The 17948-nt window shown below is 25.6% G+C and carries 20 protein-coding genes; 8 read left to right on the top strand and 12 right to left on the bottom strand.

What is annotated here, in order from left to right; genetic code table 11:
- Positions 1-15 precede the first annotated feature (15 nt).
- Together BLP75_RS14200 and BLP75_RS14195 are read right to left on the bottom strand one after the other, a co-directional pair.
- Positions 16-1128 (bottom strand): helix-turn-helix domain-containing protein, encoded by a 1113-nt coding sequence (locus BLP75_RS14200; protein WP_092727201.1) that lies wholly within the window; start codon positions 1126-1128, stop codon positions 16-18.
- Between the two features lie 421 nt (positions 1129-1549).
- Entirely contained in the window at positions 1550-1993 is a 444-nt protein-coding gene (locus tag BLP75_RS14195) for a YaiI/YqxD family protein (protein WP_092727200.1), read from the bottom strand.
- Positions 1994-2155: 162 nt separating this feature from the next.
- Between BLP75_RS14195 and BLP75_RS14190 the strand changes: the two genes are divergently transcribed.
- The 4 genes from BLP75_RS14190 (at position 2156) to BLP75_RS14175 (ending at position 6017) form a co-directional block, all read left to right on the top strand.
- Positions 2156-2881, top strand: a complete 726-nt coding sequence (locus BLP75_RS14190) for a hypothetical protein (protein WP_092727199.1) — start codon at positions 2156-2158, stop codon at positions 2879-2881.
- Between the two features lie 238 nt (positions 2882-3119).
- Complete coding sequence (locus tag BLP75_RS14185) at positions 3120-3680, top strand: sigma-70 family RNA polymerase sigma factor (protein ID WP_092727198.1); 561 nt, start codon at positions 3120-3122, stop codon at positions 3678-3680.
- On the top strand, positions 3681-5045 hold the full coding sequence (locus BLP75_RS18015) for an anti-sigma-I factor RsgI family protein (RefSeq protein WP_139149849.1): 1365 nt from the start codon (positions 3681-3683) through the stop codon (positions 5043-5045). It abuts the gene before it with no gap.
- A gap of 57 nt (positions 5046-5102) precedes the next feature.
- Positions 5103-6017 (top strand): SH3 domain-containing protein, encoded by a 915-nt coding sequence (locus BLP75_RS14175; RefSeq protein ID WP_092727197.1) that lies wholly within the window; start codon positions 5103-5105, stop codon positions 6015-6017.
- A gap of 103 nt (positions 6018-6120) precedes the next feature.
- Here the strand turns inward: BLP75_RS14175 and BLP75_RS14170 are convergent, their stop codons facing one another.
- The gene (locus BLP75_RS14170) at positions 6121-7152 is read right to left on the bottom strand and encodes an FAD:protein FMN transferase (protein ID WP_092727196.1); all 1032 of its coding nucleotides are present in this window, start codon (positions 7150-7152) and stop codon (positions 6121-6123) included.
- 214 nt (positions 7153-7366) lie between these two features.
- On the opposite strand from BLP75_RS14170, the gene BLP75_RS14165 reads away from it, so the two are divergent.
- Together BLP75_RS14165 and BLP75_RS14160 are read left to right on the top strand one after the other, a co-directional pair.
- Positions 7367-7762 carry a NusG domain II-containing protein gene (locus BLP75_RS14165; protein WP_092727195.1) on the top strand — a complete coding sequence of 132 codons (396 nt, stop codon included), beginning with the start codon at positions 7367-7369 and terminating at the stop codon, positions 7760-7762.
- Positions 7763-7765: 3 nt separating this feature from the next.
- On the top strand, positions 7766-8326 hold the full coding sequence (locus tag BLP75_RS14160; RefSeq protein WP_092727194.1) for a Gx transporter family protein: 561 nt from the start codon (positions 7766-7768) through the stop codon (positions 8324-8326).
- A 43-nt stretch (positions 8327-8369) separates the two neighbouring features.
- Here BLP75_RS14160 and BLP75_RS14155 read toward each other — a convergent pair whose 3' ends face one another.
- The 3 genes from BLP75_RS14155 to rpsD form a co-directional block, all read right to left on the bottom strand.
- Complete coding sequence (locus BLP75_RS14155; RefSeq protein ID WP_092727193.1) at positions 8370-8846, bottom strand: TetR/AcrR family transcriptional regulator; 477 nt, start codon at positions 8844-8846, stop codon at positions 8370-8372.
- Between the two features lie 255 nt (positions 8847-9101).
- Positions 9102-10265: a class I SAM-dependent methyltransferase gene (locus BLP75_RS14150; protein WP_092727192.1), complete on the bottom strand. Its 1164-nt coding sequence runs from the start codon at positions 10263-10265 to the stop codon at positions 9102-9104.
- A gap of 183 nt (positions 10266-10448) precedes the next feature.
- Positions 10449-11042 (bottom strand): 30S ribosomal protein S4, encoded by a 594-nt coding sequence (gene rpsD / locus BLP75_RS14145; RefSeq protein WP_092727191.1) that lies wholly within the window; start codon positions 11040-11042, stop codon positions 10449-10451.
- Positions 11043-11587: 545 nt separating this feature from the next.
- On the opposite strand from rpsD, the gene BLP75_RS14140 reads away from it, so the two are divergent.
- Positions 11588-12121 (top strand): folate family ECF transporter S component, encoded by a 534-nt coding sequence (locus BLP75_RS14140; RefSeq protein WP_092727190.1) that lies wholly within the window; start codon positions 11588-11590, stop codon positions 12119-12121.
- 90 nt (positions 12122-12211) lie between these two features.
- Here BLP75_RS14140 and BLP75_RS14135 read toward each other — a convergent pair whose 3' ends face one another.
- Positions 12212-13324, bottom strand: a complete 1113-nt coding sequence (locus tag BLP75_RS14135; protein WP_092727189.1) for an alanine racemase — start codon at positions 13322-13324, stop codon at positions 12212-12214.
- Between the two features lie 276 nt (positions 13325-13600).
- On the opposite strand from BLP75_RS14135, the gene BLP75_RS14130 reads away from it, so the two are divergent.
- Positions 13601-14155, top strand: a complete 555-nt coding sequence (locus BLP75_RS14130; protein ID WP_092727188.1) for a helix-turn-helix domain-containing protein — start codon at positions 13601-13603, stop codon at positions 14153-14155.
- A 734-nt stretch (positions 14156-14889) separates the two neighbouring features.
- Here BLP75_RS14130 and BLP75_RS14125 read toward each other — a convergent pair.
- The 5 genes from BLP75_RS14125 to BLP75_RS14105 form a co-directional block, all read right to left on the bottom strand.
- Positions 14890-15669, bottom strand: coding sequence for a CPBP family intramembrane glutamic endopeptidase (locus BLP75_RS14125; RefSeq protein ID WP_092727187.1), 780 nt, complete (start codon positions 15667-15669; stop codon positions 14890-14892).
- Between the two features lie 215 nt (positions 15670-15884).
- Positions 15885-16469: a helix-turn-helix domain-containing protein gene (locus BLP75_RS14120; protein WP_092727186.1), complete on the bottom strand. Its 585-nt coding sequence runs from the start codon at positions 16467-16469 to the stop codon at positions 15885-15887.
- Positions 16470-16613: 144 nt separating this feature from the next.
- A complete protein-coding gene (locus BLP75_RS14115; RefSeq protein WP_092727185.1) occupies positions 16614-16937 on the bottom strand; it encodes an iron-sulfur cluster biosynthesis family protein in 324 nt (107 codons plus the stop codon).
- 79 nt (positions 16938-17016) lie between these two features.
- Complete coding sequence (locus tag BLP75_RS14110) at positions 17017-17343, bottom strand: nucleoside triphosphate pyrophosphohydrolase family protein (protein WP_092727184.1); 327 nt, start codon at positions 17341-17343, stop codon at positions 17017-17019.
- A gap of 133 nt (positions 17344-17476) precedes the next feature.
- Positions 17477-17941 (bottom strand): GNAT family N-acetyltransferase, encoded by a 465-nt coding sequence (locus tag BLP75_RS14105; protein WP_092727183.1) that lies wholly within the window; start codon positions 17939-17941, stop codon positions 17477-17479.
- Positions 17942-17948 lie beyond the last annotated feature (7 nt).

Raw genomic sequence — 17948 nt, 5'->3', positions numbered from 1 at the left:
AATTATTAACTTTATTTAAATTTGATTTTTTTCTTTTAATATTTCTAATTCTTTAATTATATTTTCAAATCTTTTGTTATCTTTAAATAAATCTTCTCTTTCTTTTAATGCTGTAATTAACATGTCGTATATGTCTAATTTTATATCTATACTTTTATCTTCAACTTTGTCATAACACCAATGTTCATTTAAAGAATTATGTTTGTTTAAATTTATATCTCTTATAGCATCTATCATCTCTTCTAAATAATCTAATGCTTTATCTAATCGGCCACGTTTACTCTCTAGATCATATAAGTATATATATGTATCATGATTACTTCTTTGATCTGGTAATAATTTTCTTATGCTATCACTCAATTTTATATATTTTTGAGCCTTTTCAAAATCTATATACTTTTCATCCATATCATCTTTATAATTATAATTTATAGAACTTAAGCTCATAGAAGATACTAGCGCTTCTTTCAATGACTTGTATAAGTTTTCTTGCATTAACTTTTTAGCTTCTTCTACTTTATCTTGTTGCATATATATAAGCGGTAAGATTACATTAGGATCACAAGATGGTTTGTATATTTTTTTTATTACCTCTTCTGCTTTGTTTGGTTGATTATTCATCATATAACCAGAACTAAGACTTACTAATGAAGCTTCTTTCAATTCTATATTTGTAGTATTATTCGATATTTCTTCAAGAATTTTTATATATCTATTTATCATTTCATTTTGTTTTTCTTTTTTATTAACTTTTACCAATACTAGAGTATATATATTAGATAACCTATATTTTAGTTTCCAATTATTCGGATATCTATTTAAATATTTTTCAGTTAACTCTAATCCTTCATCCATTTTATTTTTTACTATAAACATTTCACACTCTTGCCCAATTTTATTTATCTCTTCATCTGTCAAATCTATTCTATAATTCATTAATGTATCTATGGTAACATTAAAAAAATTTGCAAGTAATGGTAATGTTGTTATATCTGGATAAGTTGTACCACTTTCCCATTTTGAAACCGCTGCAACTGATACCCCTATAAAATTTGCTAGCTGTTCCTGTGTTATTTCATTTTCCCTCCTAAGTACCTTTATTACTTTCCCTATTTCTAGTTTATCCATTGCAGTACCTCCTTTATAAATTATAACTCTAGTATAATTTATAGATAATCATTTAACAATGGAGCAATAGTTAACCTAAATTCAAGTTTTTTAACTTCTAGTTAAGTTGTAAAAATCCACTGGATTAATTCACTACATAAGTGCTAGGTTTGATTTGAATAACTATATCATCTGTTTCTTATAACATAATCTTTTTACTTTAAATTTTTCTCATAATATGTAACACATGAAACATAAAAAAGTCGCTTCGCTTAAGCTACTGCGTGTGCGCTACACTTTCTGTATGCAACGACTTTGTCCGTTGCTCAAAATATTTTTTATGCTCAAAACCAGTTTGTTGATATAGCTTACTTTTATGAATTATCCATAGAAAATGAAGTATCATAATATTCTTAAGCATAAAAAATTTAAGCTATCTAAATTAATTAATTATAAGTTTTTCACATAATTGTATTAAATTTTTTTCAAATAATATATCATCTTCTTTTTGTCTTTTTTTAGGACCTCTTGTTTTACCCCCAGATTTCCTTATTTTTTTAGATATATGTCTATTAAATAATAATTGATCTATATTTTCATTAGTATATATTTTTCCATTCTGACTAATTGGATATCCTCCTTTTGCAAGAACCATTGCCGCTAATCCATAATCCTGAGTTACTATAATATCGCCTTTAGCAACTTTATTTACTAATGCGAAATCAACCGAATCTGCTCCTTTAGATAAGACAATTGTTTCTATTCCTGGCTTATTAAATACGTGTGATGTATCACACATTATTAATACATCTATATTAAACACCTTAGCTACTTCTATCGTTATATCTACTACAGGACATCCATCTGCATCTATTAAAATTTTCATAATTTCTCCTTAAAGTATTTTAATACTATTATAACATTAAGCTTTTATAATTCAGTTTACATTACTTATTTTTTTATATTATATTTTATTGTCACAAAGGGCTTTTTTAGCGCTATAATTATTGTGATGGAATAAATTTCAAATAGGTATAGGGGGCTAATTATGAAATTTGAATGTTTTTATTATCCAACGCTAAATGAACATGATGAGATTATAAAATGTAATGAAGATTTAAAAGAATTTAATTTTGGAGATAAGGTACCTACTAAAACGCTTTACTACAACTATGGTGAAAACTTTGCTATCTATCAAAACAGTGAATTTTTTATTGTTGAAGATGGAATATTAACTAAAACTATCCCATCTAGTGAATTAAAATTCCCATTACATATCGTTTTTGGAAAAGGTACTCAGCTTAAAATTTTCTCACCTAAAGACTTATCATCTATAAGATTACTACTAAATGGTGAGTTTGAAAAGGAGAAAGAGCTTGGCCAATTATTTTGCTTATCTTTTATGCTTAACAGACTTATAAAAAATACACAGTACGAAATTATGTCAGACTTAACTAACAGCTCTAGAGATTACAATTATATAAACGAAGAAATTGACTTAAGAACACAAAAACTAATTGATGAATTAAAAGTAGTTGAAAGAAAATTCTATAATTTAACTATTGAACATCCAAATCTAAAAGATTCATATCTAAATTACATGAATTTTAGTAATAAAGAAGATATGCTCGAACTATCAATAAATAAATATTTTAAAGAAGGCACTAATGAATACAAACATTATATTCTAACAAAATCAGTATGGAAATCTAAGCCAATATATCCTAAATTTAAACTAGATAATTTAATAAATTCTTATAACTACAGAGATTAAAATACTTGATTATTCAAATAAAAGGGAGGACTATTATATCCTCTCTTTTTTGCATTAAATTTTAATTTACATATTTTACCTGTTTTTTTTATTATGATTTTCATCTAAATTAATAGTGTCTATTACTTTCATTTTTTAATTTTTTTACTTTTTTTCCCATATTTTTTGTCATTTTTTGTATAAAAAAAACGAACGTATATATTGTGACCAATATATACGTTAAGAAAGAAGGTGCAACTTGGTTTCAGATTCTAATTTATTAAACCTGTTACATAATAATCCTAATGATGGCTTAGAGGCTATGATGGAAAATTATATGGGCCTTGTATATAAAATAGTACACAACCAATTGTCTAGCGTGCTTTCGAGTGAAGATATAGAAGAATGCGTTAGTGATGTATTTTTATATGTTTTTAATTATAAAGACAATATAGATCTACAAAAGGGGTCAATTAAAGCTCTTTTAGCCGTCATAGCTAAAAGAAAATCTATAGATTTATATAGAAAACATAAAAAAACTATAGATTTAAAAGTACCACTTGATTCTATTGGAGAAAATACTTTCGAAGAATTTGACTCAGTATCTGATTCGGTTTCTAATAATGAAAGAAATAAATTTTTAATTGATGCTATTAAGTCTTTAGGGGAACCAGATAGTGAAATAATAATAAGGAAATTTTTCTTTAGAGAAAGTTCTAAAGATATTTCCAAAGTATTAGGTATTAAAGCTAATACCATAGATAAAAAGTCTTCAAGATGTATGAATAAACTAAAAAAAATCTTAAGGGGGGTTTTATAATTGGAAGACAATATACTTAAAATACTTGATGATTTAGATCTTGAAGAGGTTTCACTACTATTAGATCAAGATTTTTCTATGCCAATAGATAACAAAATTAAAAATCGTATTAAGAGTTCTGTAATAACAAAAGCTGGATTTGATTTAATCCCTTCTAAAAAAAGTTATCTTAACAAAATAAAAGATACTATAAAATCAAATCTAGTTCGAAATAAAATAGCATTTGCCTGTAGTTTATCTATTTTATTTTTAGGTTTTGGAACTTATACATATATAAAGTTACCTGTTGCTTATGTATCATTAGATATAAATCCTAGTATAGAGCTTAGTGTAAACAGATTTAATAATGTTGTATCTACTTCAGCATTAAATAAAGACGGTCAAATTTTACTGAACGATATAAACTCAGATGATAAAAGTGTTTATAGCATTGTCAATGGAATTATTGATAGTGCTATAAAAGAGAAATATATTTCTAATAATAAACCTACAGCTATCGCCGTTGCATCTATTTCAAATGATTATGAATTAAGAAATAGTTTAAAAAACGATTTAAAAAACTCTATAAATAATCATTTGTCTAAGAAATCTATAGATGGAACTATTTACTCTTACGATGAAGATTTGTCTAAAAGAGATGCTTCGCAAAAAATGGATATAAGTGTTGGTAAAATGAATTTAATTGAAGAGTTAATATCTTTTGATGAAAGTATCACAGTTGATGATTATAAGAATAAGTCTGTTGTAGATATCGATGATAAAATTTTAGAATTTAAGGATAACACTAAAGACTCTGATAAAACATCTGATGATTCTACAAAAAATATAAATAGTGGTAACTTATCAAAAACTAAAGAAGAAAATATATCTATTAATAATAATTCATTTGTTAATACTAATAGCCGTAATAAACCTACTAATAGTAACAATAATAATACTTCTAGTGGTAATAACTCTAATAATAGCAATGGTGATTCTTCTAAGAATAAACCTAGTGACAATAACAATAACAGTTCTTCTAGTAGTAGTAACTCTAATAATAGCAATGGTGATTCTTCTAAGAATAAACCTAGCGATAATGACAATAGTAGTTCTTCTAGCAGTAATAACTCTAATAATAGCAATGGTGATTCTTCTAGTAATAATAGACCTGGTAATAGTGGGAATGCTCCAGGGCACAATAAGCCTAATTATAATGGTAATCACCATAACCACAATAGACCAAATAATAATAACGGTAATCATTATGGTCATGATAAGAATAATAACGGACACCATCATGATGATGACGATGAACGAGGTAATAATTATCACGAATACAATAAGTACTATGATGATGATAAATATAATAATGACGATTACTAAAATGAAAGTAATATTAAATAAATACAAATGACTAAAATTTAATATGGGGGATTTATAATGAAAATGAAAAGAAAATTATCAATAGGCTCTTTAGGAGCACTTGCACTTACTTTATCTAGTATAGCTCCTGCAAGCGCTCAATCGGTTCAATCACAAACTTTACAAAATCTTAATTTAAGAACAGGTCCTGGTACAAGTTATTCCATAATATTAACAATAAAAAAAGGTACTATTGTTGAAGTAGTTGAATCATCTAAAAATTGGACGCTAGTAAAGTATAACAACTCAATTGGATATGTATCTTCTAATTATTTAAAAAATACATCAATTAATAATAAGCCTTCTGAAAATGAAGATTTACCTAGTAATTCTTTAAAGCTTATGGAATGTACTACCGGTAATCTAAATGTAAGAAAAGGTCCATCTATTTCTGATTCTATAATAGGAAAATTAGACAAAACAGATAGAGTATATATATCATATAATACGTCTAATGGATGGACTAGAATTAAATATGCTAATGGATATGGATACGTTAGTTCTAAATATTTAAAAGATATAAATGAAAATACTAATGTTAATTTAACTATGCAATGTAATGTTGATTCTTTAAACATAAGAAAAGGGCCTGATTCAACTGAACCAGTCTTAGGAAGATTAAAATACAAAGATAAGGTAAACGTTGTAATGAATTTAACCAATGGATGGTCTAAAATCAACTTTAATGGTGGATATGCATATGTAAATACAAAATATATATCTAATACGGTATCTACTCCATCAAGTCCAAAATTTATGAAATGCAATACAGACGTATTAAACATTAGAAGTGAGCCATCTAAATCTGAAAAGATTATAGGTAAATTAAAAAAAGGGGAAAAAGTAGAAGTTGTTTATCATTTAAATTCAGGATGGACTAGAATAAAGTTTAATACTAGTTATGGATATGTTTCTAGTGCTTATCTAATTTAAGTAATATTGATAATTTTTATAAATGTAAATATAAATGTAAATATAAAAAGAGGAACATTAATTAATGTTCCTCTTTTTTAATTTAATGTCTATACCATCAAACTTAGTTAGATAGAATAAACTCTTTATTCGTTATTTTAAAGTTGTCTTTTATTCCATTTGTTATATATACTTTTTTATCTTTTGTAACAAATACTGCATCTACATCCTTTATTCCCTCTACAAATTTTAATCCTTCATCTAGTCCTTTAGTAAATACTAATGTCGACAATGCGTCACAATCTATAGACTCTTTAGATATTATAGATACTCCTGCTATTTCCGTTTCAAATGGATACCCCGTTTTAGGATTTAAAATATGATGATACTTCTTGCCATCTTTTTCTATAAACCTTTCATATATGCCACTTGTCACTATTGATTTATTTGAAATATGTATAGTTCCTACAACCTCTCCCCTATCACTAAATGGATTTTGTATTCCAACATTCCAATCTTCATTATCATTTTTACTACCTACCGCATATATATTTCCACCTAAATTTACTATAGCTCTCGTTACGCCTTCTTTCTTTAATAAACTAGCAACTTCATCTGCTGCATAACCTTTTGCTATACTACCAAGATCCAGTATCATACCTTTTTTATTTAAGTATACTTCTTGAGTTGAATCATTTAATTCTATGTTGTTGTAATCTACAAGCTTAATAACCTCATCAATTTCTTTTTGTGTTGGAACTTTAGCTTCTGGAAGACCTATGCTCCAAAGCTTTACAAGTGGCCCTACTGATATATCATAACCTCCATCAGATAAATGTGAGTATTTAACTGCCCTCTTTATTATTTTATAACTAGTTTCACTTAATTTTATCTTTTTAATCCCTGCATTTTCGTTTAATTTATCTATCTCTGTTCCAGATTTATTTATACTTAATAAAGATTCTATTTGTGATACCTTATCAAAAGATTTTTGCAATATATCCTCACTTCCACCTTCATAAATAGATATAGTCACAGGTGTACCCATAACTATATCTGTTCTTGTTAATGGTTCTTTATCTGATGAACTTGTACACCCTGAAGTTCCAATCATTAATCCTATTACAAGTAAAAATCCTATTATTTTTTTCCCCATATACTTTATCTCTCCTTTTTAACTTTACACACTCATTTAACTAATATATATTTGCATCAATTGTCATATTTAAATTATACACCGAGTTTATAAAAATATCTTGTTTACTTTTAAGTTAAATATTTTATTTTTATTGCTATTTATGGTGTATATAAACTAAAATTCAAGTATATGCAAACTTATTTTTCAAATGTACGTTATAGGAGATATATCAATGAAAACTTTAAAAAAATTAGATATTGTAATAATTATTTTACTTTTTATTTTATCATTTACTCCCAATATTATTTTTTCTAAGACTATATCTAACTCAAATAAACTGGTATATGCTAGCATAAAGATTGATGGTAAGTTATATGATAATATTCCTTTATCTACTAATAAAGGAGAAAAAAAATCAAATATAAAAACTGCCACAGGAAATAATAGCATTTTAATAAGTGATAATATTATTAAAGTTATTTCTGCTGATTGTAAAGATGATCTTTGTGTTAAACAAGGAGAAATCTCTAAGGTAGGAGAAAGCATTATTTGCCTGCCTCATAAATTAATTATTGAAATAAAAGGAGATGAGAAAGATAGTTCTTCTGATATGATACTATCTCATTAGATTATGAAATTAAATAAGACATCTAAAATGATTTATATGGCACTATTAGTTTCTATGGCTTTAATATTATCTTTAATTGAGCGCATGATGCCAATTCCATTTATAACGCCTGGAGCTAAATTGGGCTTAGCAAATTTAATAATAATAATATCAATTTATACTTTGGATGATTATAAGGATGCTTTTATAGTTCTTTTACTAAGAATTTTTTTATCTGCTCTATTAGGTGGAAATATGTCTACTTTACTTTATAGCGCTACTGGAGGTATCTTTAGTTTTATGGCTAGCATTTTAGTAAAAAAAATCGGGGGTAAAAATGTATCAATTATAGGTGTTAGCGCCTCAGCTGCTGTATTTCACAATATAGGACAGTTATTAGCTGCTTCCATTATACTTGAAAATATAAATATGTTTTTATATTTGCCAGTATTATCTACAATAGGAATCGTAACTGGAGTATTTATTGGTTTATCAGCTAATTATTTATTATCTCATTTATCAAAACTTCCTTATTTTAAAGAAAAGTTAAACTTAGACAAAAGTAATTCATCTTTGTGTAATTAAAAGTAAGCAATATAATTTAAATTATATTGCTTACTTTTGATGATTATAATAATATTTTTTTTAATGTATAATCAAAAAAACTATAATCATTATCTAACCTTTTTAACATAATAAAAAATTCATATGAAATAAACTCTAAAATTTTATCTTCACTAAACTTATTAAAAACTTCTATATTTAAATCATTTTTATTTATTTCTATTAAATGTTTTAAAATTTGCGTAAACTTCTGTACTAGCTCACATTCTCTTTCTTTGGCTTTTTCTTTATCATTTGAAGTTAAGATATTTAAATCCTTTATCCAATTATTTTCAAATTTATTTAAATACTGTAATGTATGAAAATATAAAAATTCCGTTTGTTTAAAAAAGCCTTCTTTTGAATTATAAATTTTATCGATTTCACCAAAGCACTCATTCCAAAGATCTTCTATTATATCAAATATTATATCAACCTTAGTAGTGTAATAATTATATATAGTTCCTAGCGATAGTTCACACTGAGAAGCTACTTTTCTCATATTTATACCAGAAATACCTTCCCTATAAGCAATTTCTTTCGATACCTTAAATATAATTTCTTTTGGATTTTCTATTTGCCTAGAAATAACATCACCCTCTAACCTAAAATGTTTTTAAAAGTTGTTTCATATTTCAACTTATTTTTATAAATCCATATAAGTTTATTTTCCGTACATTGCCAACTAAATTTTATTATTTTCTTTAAAATAAACATAAAAAAACATTCTAAAAATAGAATGTTTTCATAATATAATTTATATTAAATTATCATTTTTTAATAATTTTAATAAAGTAGGATCTAAATTAAATTCTTTAATTAAATTATTAACTTCATTTAATGCTTTTTCTCTCTTCTCTTTTGTCACTCCAGACTTAGAAGCTCTTATTAATATATTCTTAGGAGAATGAGATATATCTATAAATTCTAAAAGCTGAGTTTTATATCCTAAATATTCTAATAAGTTTGCTCTCACTGCATCGGTCATAAGAGCTGCAACCCTCTCTTGAACAATACCATACTTAGTTAATAGAGATAAATTATCTGATTTCATTTGGCTATTAAATTCATGTTGACAGCATGGTACAGAAAATATCATTTTTGTATTCCATTTAATTGCATTGTATAAAGCATAATCTGTTGCTGTATCACAAGCATGTAGAGTTATTACCATGTCTACCTTATCTGTAAATTTATATCCATTTATATCACCTAATTCAAATTTTAAATTTTCATAGTTATATCTTTTGGCTATATCATTACATTTCTTAATTACATCTGGTTTTAAATCTAATCCTATCATCTTTACATTTATTTTTTTTATCTCTACAAAGTAATAATAAAGTACAAATGTAAGATATGATTTTCCACATCCAAAATCTAATATAGTAAGCTCTTCTTGATTATTTTTTCTAATTTCATCATCTATTATTTCTATAAATCTATTTATTTGCTTATATTTATCATATTTTGAGTTAACAACTTTTCCTTCTTTTGTAAATACACCTAAATCTATAAGAGGTTGAATTATAGTACCTTCTTTAAGTATATAATTTTTTTCTTTATTATGGCTTTTGTTTGCAAATTTTTTATTGTCCGATTTCTTTTTACCTAAAAATATTTTTCCTTTTTTAGATACCTTTAAATCGAAAGTGTTGTCATTTGACCAAGCTGATAATTGTTTATAGTCATCTTTCATATGTTCAATTATCTTTGTATTTATTAACTCTTTATCTATATTTTCATGAAACACTTGCTTATCAGTATATTTTTCTATTTGATAATACTGTTTTTTATTTTTTTCTTTTAAAATGAAATTTATCTTATTGTATTCTATTTCTTTATTTTTTTTATTACTTATAACTAATCTTATAATTTCGTCATTTGTTATTGTATCAATCGCTTTTATTAATTCATCCATTTATAACACACCTTACCACATCTTATTTTTTATTTACAATTATATATTATATCCTACTATATAGTTGTTTTAAACTTTTTATTAATATACTATCCCAAATTATCATAATAAATATCTTTTTATTTTTACTATATATACAAAAGTAACCATATACCTATTAGCATATGGTTGCTTTTAATTAGATTATTTTGAATAGTATTCAACCACTAAGATATCATCGATCTCTATTGGTACTTCATTTCTTTCAGGTTTTCTTAAAAGAGTCCCAGAAAAATTTTCTACATCCTTATTTAAGTAAGGATATTGGCTAATAGCATTTAGTTGAAAACCTTCCTTAAACATTGTATTCTTGTGTGATTTTTCTCTTAATGAAATAACATCTCCTACAGTTATCTCATATGAAGGTCTATCAACTTTTTTTCCATTGACTAATATATGTCCATGCACAACCATTTGACGAGCTTGTCTTATTGAACTAGCTAATCCTAGTCTGTAAACTAAGTTATCCAGCCTACATTCTAACATTTGAATTAGTACTTCTCCTGTAGAATTTTTAGATTTCATTGCCTTTTTAACATAATTAGCAAATTGCTTTTCTAGTACACCATAGTAAGCTTTTAACCTTTGCTTCTCTAATAATTGTACTCCATAAGGTGAAAGCTTTCTGTCAGCTCTAGATGTGCCTTTTACAGCTCTATCCATTGCTTTAGGATGTCCACATACATTTAATCCTAATCTTCTACATTGTTTAAATCTTGGTCCCATCATTTTTGCCATAATTATCATCTCCTCTAAAATCAGAAAATTTGCCGCGATAATTTTAAGCCTATTTTTAATATATCATATTTTTTTAATATTGTAAATGAATTTCATTATCATTTTGTTTAAAATTAAAAACCACGATATATACCGTGGTCTTCAATTTAAGAAGTATAATTATATTTAGTAAATTAAGAGTGCAATAGTTTAAATATCCACTAACACCACTTATATTTTGGATTACTTTAATTATAGCACAAAAACTATTCTTTGTAAATGATAATAATTATCATAATCACTCATTTATACACTCTTTTCACTAATTTAAATATATATTATAAATAACTAATTCTATTTAATATTTTTATTTTACATGTAAATAAAATTGATTTCTAATACATACTTGTTAGAAAATTCAATCATTTGATAAATTTATGAAAATTAATAGCTATTATGCTATAATTTTTGTATAAATAACTTACATATACGCTTGTAATTTACAACTATGTATATATCATGAAAAATGCCTATATGTGATAAATTCTAATGATGAGGTGGTTTTTATGAGTAAAGAAAAAAGTAAAAATTTTAATTCAAAAATGCTCACACAACTTGGTCTACTAATAGCTTTACAAGTAATTCTTACAAGATTTTTATCTATCCAGACACCTATAGTTAGAATAGGGTTTGGATTTCTACCAATAGCCATTATGGGTATTTTATTTGGTCCTTGGATTGGAGGAATTGGTGCTACTATATCTGATTTGTTAGGATTTGTTTTATTCCCTAGTGGAACATACTTCCCTGGATTTACATTAACTGCGTTCCTTACAGGATTCACTTATGGCGCACTATTATATAATAAATCTAAATCTCCATTAAGAATACTTAGTTCTACTTTAATTGTATGTCTATTACTTAATCTAGTTCTAGACACACTATGGCTTTCTATATTAATGGGCAAAGGATATATGGCTTTATTACCAACTCGTATAATAAAAAGCTTAGTTATGGTACCTGTTCAATTCATATCAATAGCACTTGTATGGGATAAGTTTTTAAATAAAGTTAGAGGATTGATTAGCGTAAAACAATAAAATTTGATTAGATAAAAAGGCTAGTTTATAAATTATAAACTAGCCTTAATTTTTATATAAGCCTATGTGTTTTTAAGGATGAACTAAAAATTATAGCAGTGGCTTTTTTGAATTACCTCTAACATCTATATCTATTATTTCTACTACTTCATCTCCTCTATATCCTACAACATAACTAGTCATATTTGCACAAGAGCAAGAATGGTTTGGTATTATTTCTATTTTATCTCCAACTTTCAGATCTGTATTTCCAACTATTTCTATCTTTCCAACTTCTTCAGAAAGTCCTATTACATTTAAATTTTCATGTCCTTTAACTTTTCCAAATCCAGTTATTAAAGCACTACCATGAGCTCCTTTATCTAAGCCTAAGCACTTACTTCCAACATCAACTATAAATAAATTTTTACTAGGTCTAGATATTATTGTTCCAAGAGCTGTTAAAGAACAGTCTTCTTCTTTACATATATCTAAAGATAATTGTATATTATCATAGAATGGATAATTTCCTGGTCTTAATATATCAAATACTTCATTATCTACTACATCAAAGAATGTTGGTGTACTTCCAGTGGCAACAAACTCTACATCAAATCCATTTTCTATTAATAGTCTCTTTGATTTTGACATAACTTCTATTTCTTGTTTAGATATAGGTGATACTTCCTCTGCTGACATAACACCATATACATGGCCTGGATGAGTACTTATTCCTATTAATTTTAAATTATTAAATTGTTTTAACTCTTTAGCTAAAGAAGCTACGTCTTCTGGCTTAACACCTAATCTATTAAGACCTGAATTTATTAATATAAAATATTCTAATGTAATATTTTGTTTACTTAACTCATCATTCCAAGCCTTAGCTGCATCTACGTTGTCAAAACTAAGTATGATTCTAGCCTTTTTTGTAAGTTCTATTGCTCTTTTTATATTAGCTATATTTGATATTGGATATGGAAAAGTTATACCCTCTACTCCTCCATTAACAAAAGCCTCTGCTTCATCTATTGTCCCAACTAATAACCCTTTTGCTCCGTATTCTATTTGCATTTTAGCTAATTTAGTAGACTTATGAGTTTTTGTCATAGGCCATAGTTGTTTATTATTTTTATTACATAAATCTTGTACTACCTTTAGGTTATTTTCTAAAGCATCTAAATTTAATATAAAGTTAGGTGTAGATAATTCATTTAATTTCATATCTATTCTTCCTTTCTAGATTTAATTATTATTTATTCATCATTTTTACATTTAATGTAATTTAATTTATTATTTATTTATTAACTTATACTTAATTTATAACATTTTAAATTTACTAAGTCAATATTTTTCGTTAACAAATATTTAATTTTAATCGTTTTTATTAAATACAATTAAATTTTAATTAATTTACAATTCTTTATTGCCTTGAAATTTATCTTAGTATTGCTATAATGTAAATGTTAAACAATACTTATTATATCCGGAGGTATCTTAATGCATGACATAAATATTGGTGAAAAAATTTATGAATATAGAAATAAAAAAAATTTATCTATAAAAGAACTATCTGAAATAGTAGGAGTTACATCTTCTCTACTTAGTCAGATAGAGCGTGGTTTATCTAATCCATCTATAAATACTTTAAAAATGATTTCTAAGGGTCTTGATATACCTTTATATAACTTTTTTAAAGAAGATAAATGTAGCGATAATTTAGTTATCAGAAAAGAAAATAGAGTTAAACTTACGTTTCCTGAGAATAACAATTTATCATATGAACTTTTATCACCTAGCTCTAATGGTGTTATTCAAAGTATGCTTTTAGAACTCCCAATAAATGCGTCTACGTCTAATGAACTTATGAATCATGAAGGGGAAGAAGTTGCTGTAATATTAGATGGATGTGTTGATTTACATTTAGATACTGAAATTATTAATCTACAAAGTGGAGATAGTGTAAGAATATTACCTAACATGAATCATAAATGGGTTAATACATCTGAGAAATGTGCTAAAATTATGTTTTCAGTTACACCGCCAAAATTTTAATTTAAGAAAAAAAATAAAGACTGCTTCCGCAACAGTCTTTTTAATTGGGGTTGGAATTTAATATTATCTGCAAGGGGGTAGATAATATATCCTTATTATTTGTTGTTGTTTAGGGAAGAGGAGTTCTGATATCTCCTCTTTTTTATGACTATCAATTATGTCTTTTGTTTGTCGATACTTGCTGTCTATATATAACTGTCTGTGTCCGTTCCTATCGATGACTATTTAAATATATTATATTTCTACAAAATAATCTATATTATAAATTTTATTTTTTATAAAATTTTTTTATTATATGTTTATATTATTTTTCATACATGCAAAAATAATTTTTTTTAAATTTTATTTTTATAATAAATTTTATTTTATAGTAAGTAATCTAATCTATATATATTTGCTATTAACATTTATTATTTATTTCTATGATTATTTTCTATCTTAATCAAAATATAAAATAATATACTAATCTTAAAAATTCAAATTAAAAAAAGTGACTGAATGGTATATATTTAAATTAAATATAATCATCCAGCCAAAAACTATAAAATCAAATCTTATGCTTAGCTAACTATTTGAGCTAAAGTACTACACTATTTTAATAAATACCCAATTATATTAATATTTAACTATAATTTTTTATAATTCTTGTATATAAAATATATAATTGGACCATACTCAAAATATGAACGGAAAAAAGTAAACCTATCTCCCCCAAATAAAAAACTACAGTCCCCTTACACTGTAGTTTTTTTGTTTTTTGTTTTTGTTTTTGTTTTTTCTTTTTTTATTATCATAAGCCATAAAATACTCCCTACTAAAATATTTACTTCACTTATGAGACCTGATGTCTTAGAAACCGAAAAGTTTAATGTCTGAGATGAAATCAAGATAAAATTCCAAGTTGTATGAAAAATTATATTTAACCATATACTTTCTAATTTAATAGCTAATGCAATAAATGAGAATCCTAATAGACTTGAAACTATAATTGTTATAAATACCTGTGCAAATGAATTTCCTAAAAATAAATTTACGATATGAAAAACCGAAAATCCTAAATAACTTATTATCATTGCTTTAATAACTGTTTTATCTGATTTAAAACTCTCTAAATATATGCCTCTAAATATAACTTCTTCTGAAAAACCTACTGATAAAGCACCTAAAAATGTAATAAACAATCCTGCCCATGTAGAAGCACTAAATGATGCAGCATTTTTAAAAGTGTTTATTAAAAATTCCCAAACCATGGGTACTAATATCGCTATGTATGGAAAAAACCATATTGTATTTTTTAATTTTATTCTTCTAAAACCTACGTTTTTCCAGCCATAATGCTTATTAACTATATATACTATACATATTACAGCCATAATTTGTGATATTAGTGATACTAATAATTTTTCAATTTCATCAACTTTGTTTCCAGCAAACCAACTATATAAATATAATCCACTCCCCAAAACAATTACATAAATAATTGTAGTAAAAATTGCTATTTTTTTCTTGTTCATTATAATCACCTAACACTTTAAAGTTGATTTTACGACTCTTTTATAAATATCAGTAACTTAAAATCGCAATTTTTCCAATAAGTATATTTTAAACTCCATTTTAATACTTGTATATAGATATAATTAAATTTTTTAATATTCCAACTTATATTTAATTTTTTGATATAAAAAAACAAAAAAATACTATAAATGCATACATTTATAGTATTTTATCATTATATTATAGTATAAAATAAACCGTGTTCTGTGCAATAGTAATATAGCTTACCATGACCTTGCTTTTTAAATCTAAATTGTAAGTTCCATTCTGGATATTGTTTTACTATAAATGCTCTATCACCTTTGACATATGCCGCAAATGAAATATAGTGTTCCTTTTTCATTTCATGTTCAGATGTTACATATAGTTCATCCTCTACTGGTTCAATATTAAGTATATGCTTTTCATCTGATTTTTTAGCTACTAAAGCATCTAATTTTTTACCACAGCATGTAATTCCAACATCTCCTGTAGATGTAACTAAATTATTACACTGTGGACATACATAAAATTTTAATTTATTCATATTTCCTCCTACTAATTCATTTAAATTTATTTCACCTGATAAAATTCCATCAATACTCACACCTAGTACTTGTGATAATTCTGGAAGTAAAGAAATATCTGGGCATCCTAGACCTCTTTCCCATTTACTTATGGTTTTATCACTAATATTTAATAAGTCTGCAATTTGTTTTTGTGTCATATCCTTTTCTTTTCTAAGTTCTAATATTAATTTACCAATTTTATTACAGTCCATTGTTATCACCTCTTTATATTAATTTAAACTAATTAGTAAAAGTATTCAATAAACGTACCGTAGAGTTTTGTATACTTATTTTAAACAAAATAAAAGAATACTAGTATAAAACTAAGTATTCTTAATAAACTTTATCATATTGTTTTAATTATCGCACCCTGTACAACCTCCATCACAGCTGCAGCCACCTTTAGGCATATTTTCTACACTAATTAAGAAACCATGTCCTGTGTCATCTATAGTAATATCTCCATATTCTTCATACTCAGCCTTATCCATTATAAACTTTAATCCATTTGTTTCATATTCTAAATCAGTATCTTTTTTTTCATCTAAAGCTACCGCGAAAAATGCCCCACTACATCCAAATCCTGCAAAATAAACTCTTATATTTTTAGGTTTATCTTCATTTTCATTTAATATTCCTTTTAACACTTCAATAGCTGTTTGTGGTAATGTTACTTTCATAAATTAAATACCTCCATTATTAAAATAATCTACTTATCTATAACCTTATTCCTTATTGATGCAATAAATCCTTTATTTTTTACTCTGCTCTATTTATGCTGTCTTGCTCAGAAAATCCATTTGGATATCTATTTTTTAGTTTTTGAATATTTCCAGATGCAATATCTTCTAATTTTATATCTAGTATATTACATATATTTCCTAGATACCAAAGCACATCTCCTAATTCAGATTTTACTTTTTCTTCATCTAATTCATGACCATGGAATAGGTGCTTTTTTATCAAATCGCCAAATTCTCCAGCTTCACAAACTAATCCCAATGTATAATTAGCAAGCTCTGTTTCATTAAAACTTCTTGTCCTTTGTATTTGTTCTTGATAACTTTCAAATTTTTCTATATTCATTAGATCACCTCATATTAATTCAATATCTTACAATTTTATTTATTATATCATGAAATTCAAATTAAGATATACTCATTCAATTGAATTGATTAATAATATAATCAAAAAAATACATATATAAACATATGTATTTTTAATTATCCGTATTATCTAAATTTATAACCATTACTTTTTCACCTTTTAAATCTACTTCTCCATTAAAATCAAATCCTATTTTTTTATATAAAGCTATAGCTTTTTTATTTATATCATATACGCTTAAATATATTTTTTTATATCCATATTCATCGTATAATTGTTTTATTAAAAGCTTAATACCATTCTCACCATAGCCTTTGCCTTGATGTTCTTGTGAGATTAAAAATCTGTCTAGCCATACTCGTCCATTTTTACCTTCATCTAAAAATAAAGCATACATAGCAAAACCAACTGCTGTGTCTTTATCATATACTCCAACCGTTCTCCATTTTGAGTCTTCACTTGCTTCATCTAAACATTCTTTTATAGTTTCTATAAAACTCTCTTGTGATTTAGATACTTTTAACTTTAGGATTTCTTCTCTATTACTTTCATCAATGTTTTTTATAGCTAAACTCATACTTTAA

This window comes from Romboutsia lituseburensis DSM 797 (assembly GCF_900103615.1).
Taxonomy (GTDB): domain Bacteria; phylum Bacillota; class Clostridia; order Peptostreptococcales; family Peptostreptococcaceae; genus Romboutsia_F; species Romboutsia_F lituseburensis.
This window is presented reverse-complemented; position numbering and strand designations above follow the sequence as displayed.

Coding starts and splice junctions, on each gene's coding strand:
- BLP75_RS14200 (WP_092727201.1), bottom strand. CDS start 1,128: ATGGATAAACTAGAAATAGGGAAAGTAATAAAGGTACTTAGGAGGGAA.
- BLP75_RS14195 (WP_092727200.1), bottom strand. CDS start 1,993: ATGAAAATTTTAATAGATGCAGATGGATGTCCTGTAGTAGATATAACG.
- BLP75_RS14190 (WP_092727199.1), top strand. CDS start 2,156: ATGAAATTTGAATGTTTTTATTATCCAACGCTAAATGAACATGATGAG.
- BLP75_RS14175 (WP_092727197.1), top strand. CDS start 5,103: ATGAAAATGAAAAGAAAATTATCAATAGGCTCTTTAGGAGCACTTGCA.
- BLP75_RS14170 (WP_092727196.1), bottom strand. CDS start 7,152: ATGGGGAAAAAAATAATAGGATTTTTACTTGTAATAGGATTAATGATT.
- BLP75_RS14165 (WP_092727195.1), top strand. CDS start 7,367: ATGAAAACTTTAAAAAAATTAGATATTGTAATAATTATTTTACTTTTT.
- BLP75_RS14160 (WP_092727194.1), top strand. CDS start 7,766: ATGAAATTAAATAAGACATCTAAAATGATTTATATGGCACTATTAGTT.
- BLP75_RS14155 (WP_092727193.1), bottom strand. CDS start 8,846: ATGAGAAAAGTAGCTTCTCAGTGTGAACTATCGCTAGGAACTATATAT.
- BLP75_RS14150 (WP_092727192.1), bottom strand. CDS start 10,265: ATGGATGAATTAATAAAAGCGATTGATACAATAACAAATGACGAAATT.
- rpsD (WP_092727191.1), bottom strand. CDS start 11,042: ATGGCAAAAATGATGGGACCAAGATTTAAACAATGTAGAAGATTAGGA.
- BLP75_RS14140 (WP_092727190.1), top strand. CDS start 11,588: ATGAGTAAAGAAAAAAGTAAAAATTTTAATTCAAAAATGCTCACACAA.
- BLP75_RS14135 (WP_092727189.1), bottom strand. CDS start 13,324: ATGAAATTAAATGAATTATCTACACCTAACTTTATATTAAATTTAGAT.
- BLP75_RS14130 (WP_092727188.1), top strand. CDS start 13,601: ATGCATGACATAAATATTGGTGAAAAAATTTATGAATATAGAAATAAA.
- BLP75_RS14125 (WP_092727187.1), bottom strand. CDS start 15,669: ATGAACAAGAAAAAAATAGCAATTTTTACTACAATTATTTATGTAATT.
- BLP75_RS14120 (WP_092727186.1), bottom strand. CDS start 16,469: ATGGACTGTAATAAAATTGGTAAATTAATATTAGAACTTAGAAAAGAA.
- BLP75_RS14115 (WP_092727185.1), bottom strand. CDS start 16,937: ATGAAAGTAACATTACCACAAACAGCTATTGAAGTGTTAAAAGGAATA.
- BLP75_RS14110 (WP_092727184.1), bottom strand. CDS start 17,343: ATGAATATAGAAAAATTTGAAAGTTATCAAGAACAAATACAAAGGACA.
- BLP75_RS14105 (WP_092727183.1), bottom strand. CDS start 17,941: ATGAGTTTAGCTATAAAAAACATTGATGAAAGTAATAGAGAAGAAATC.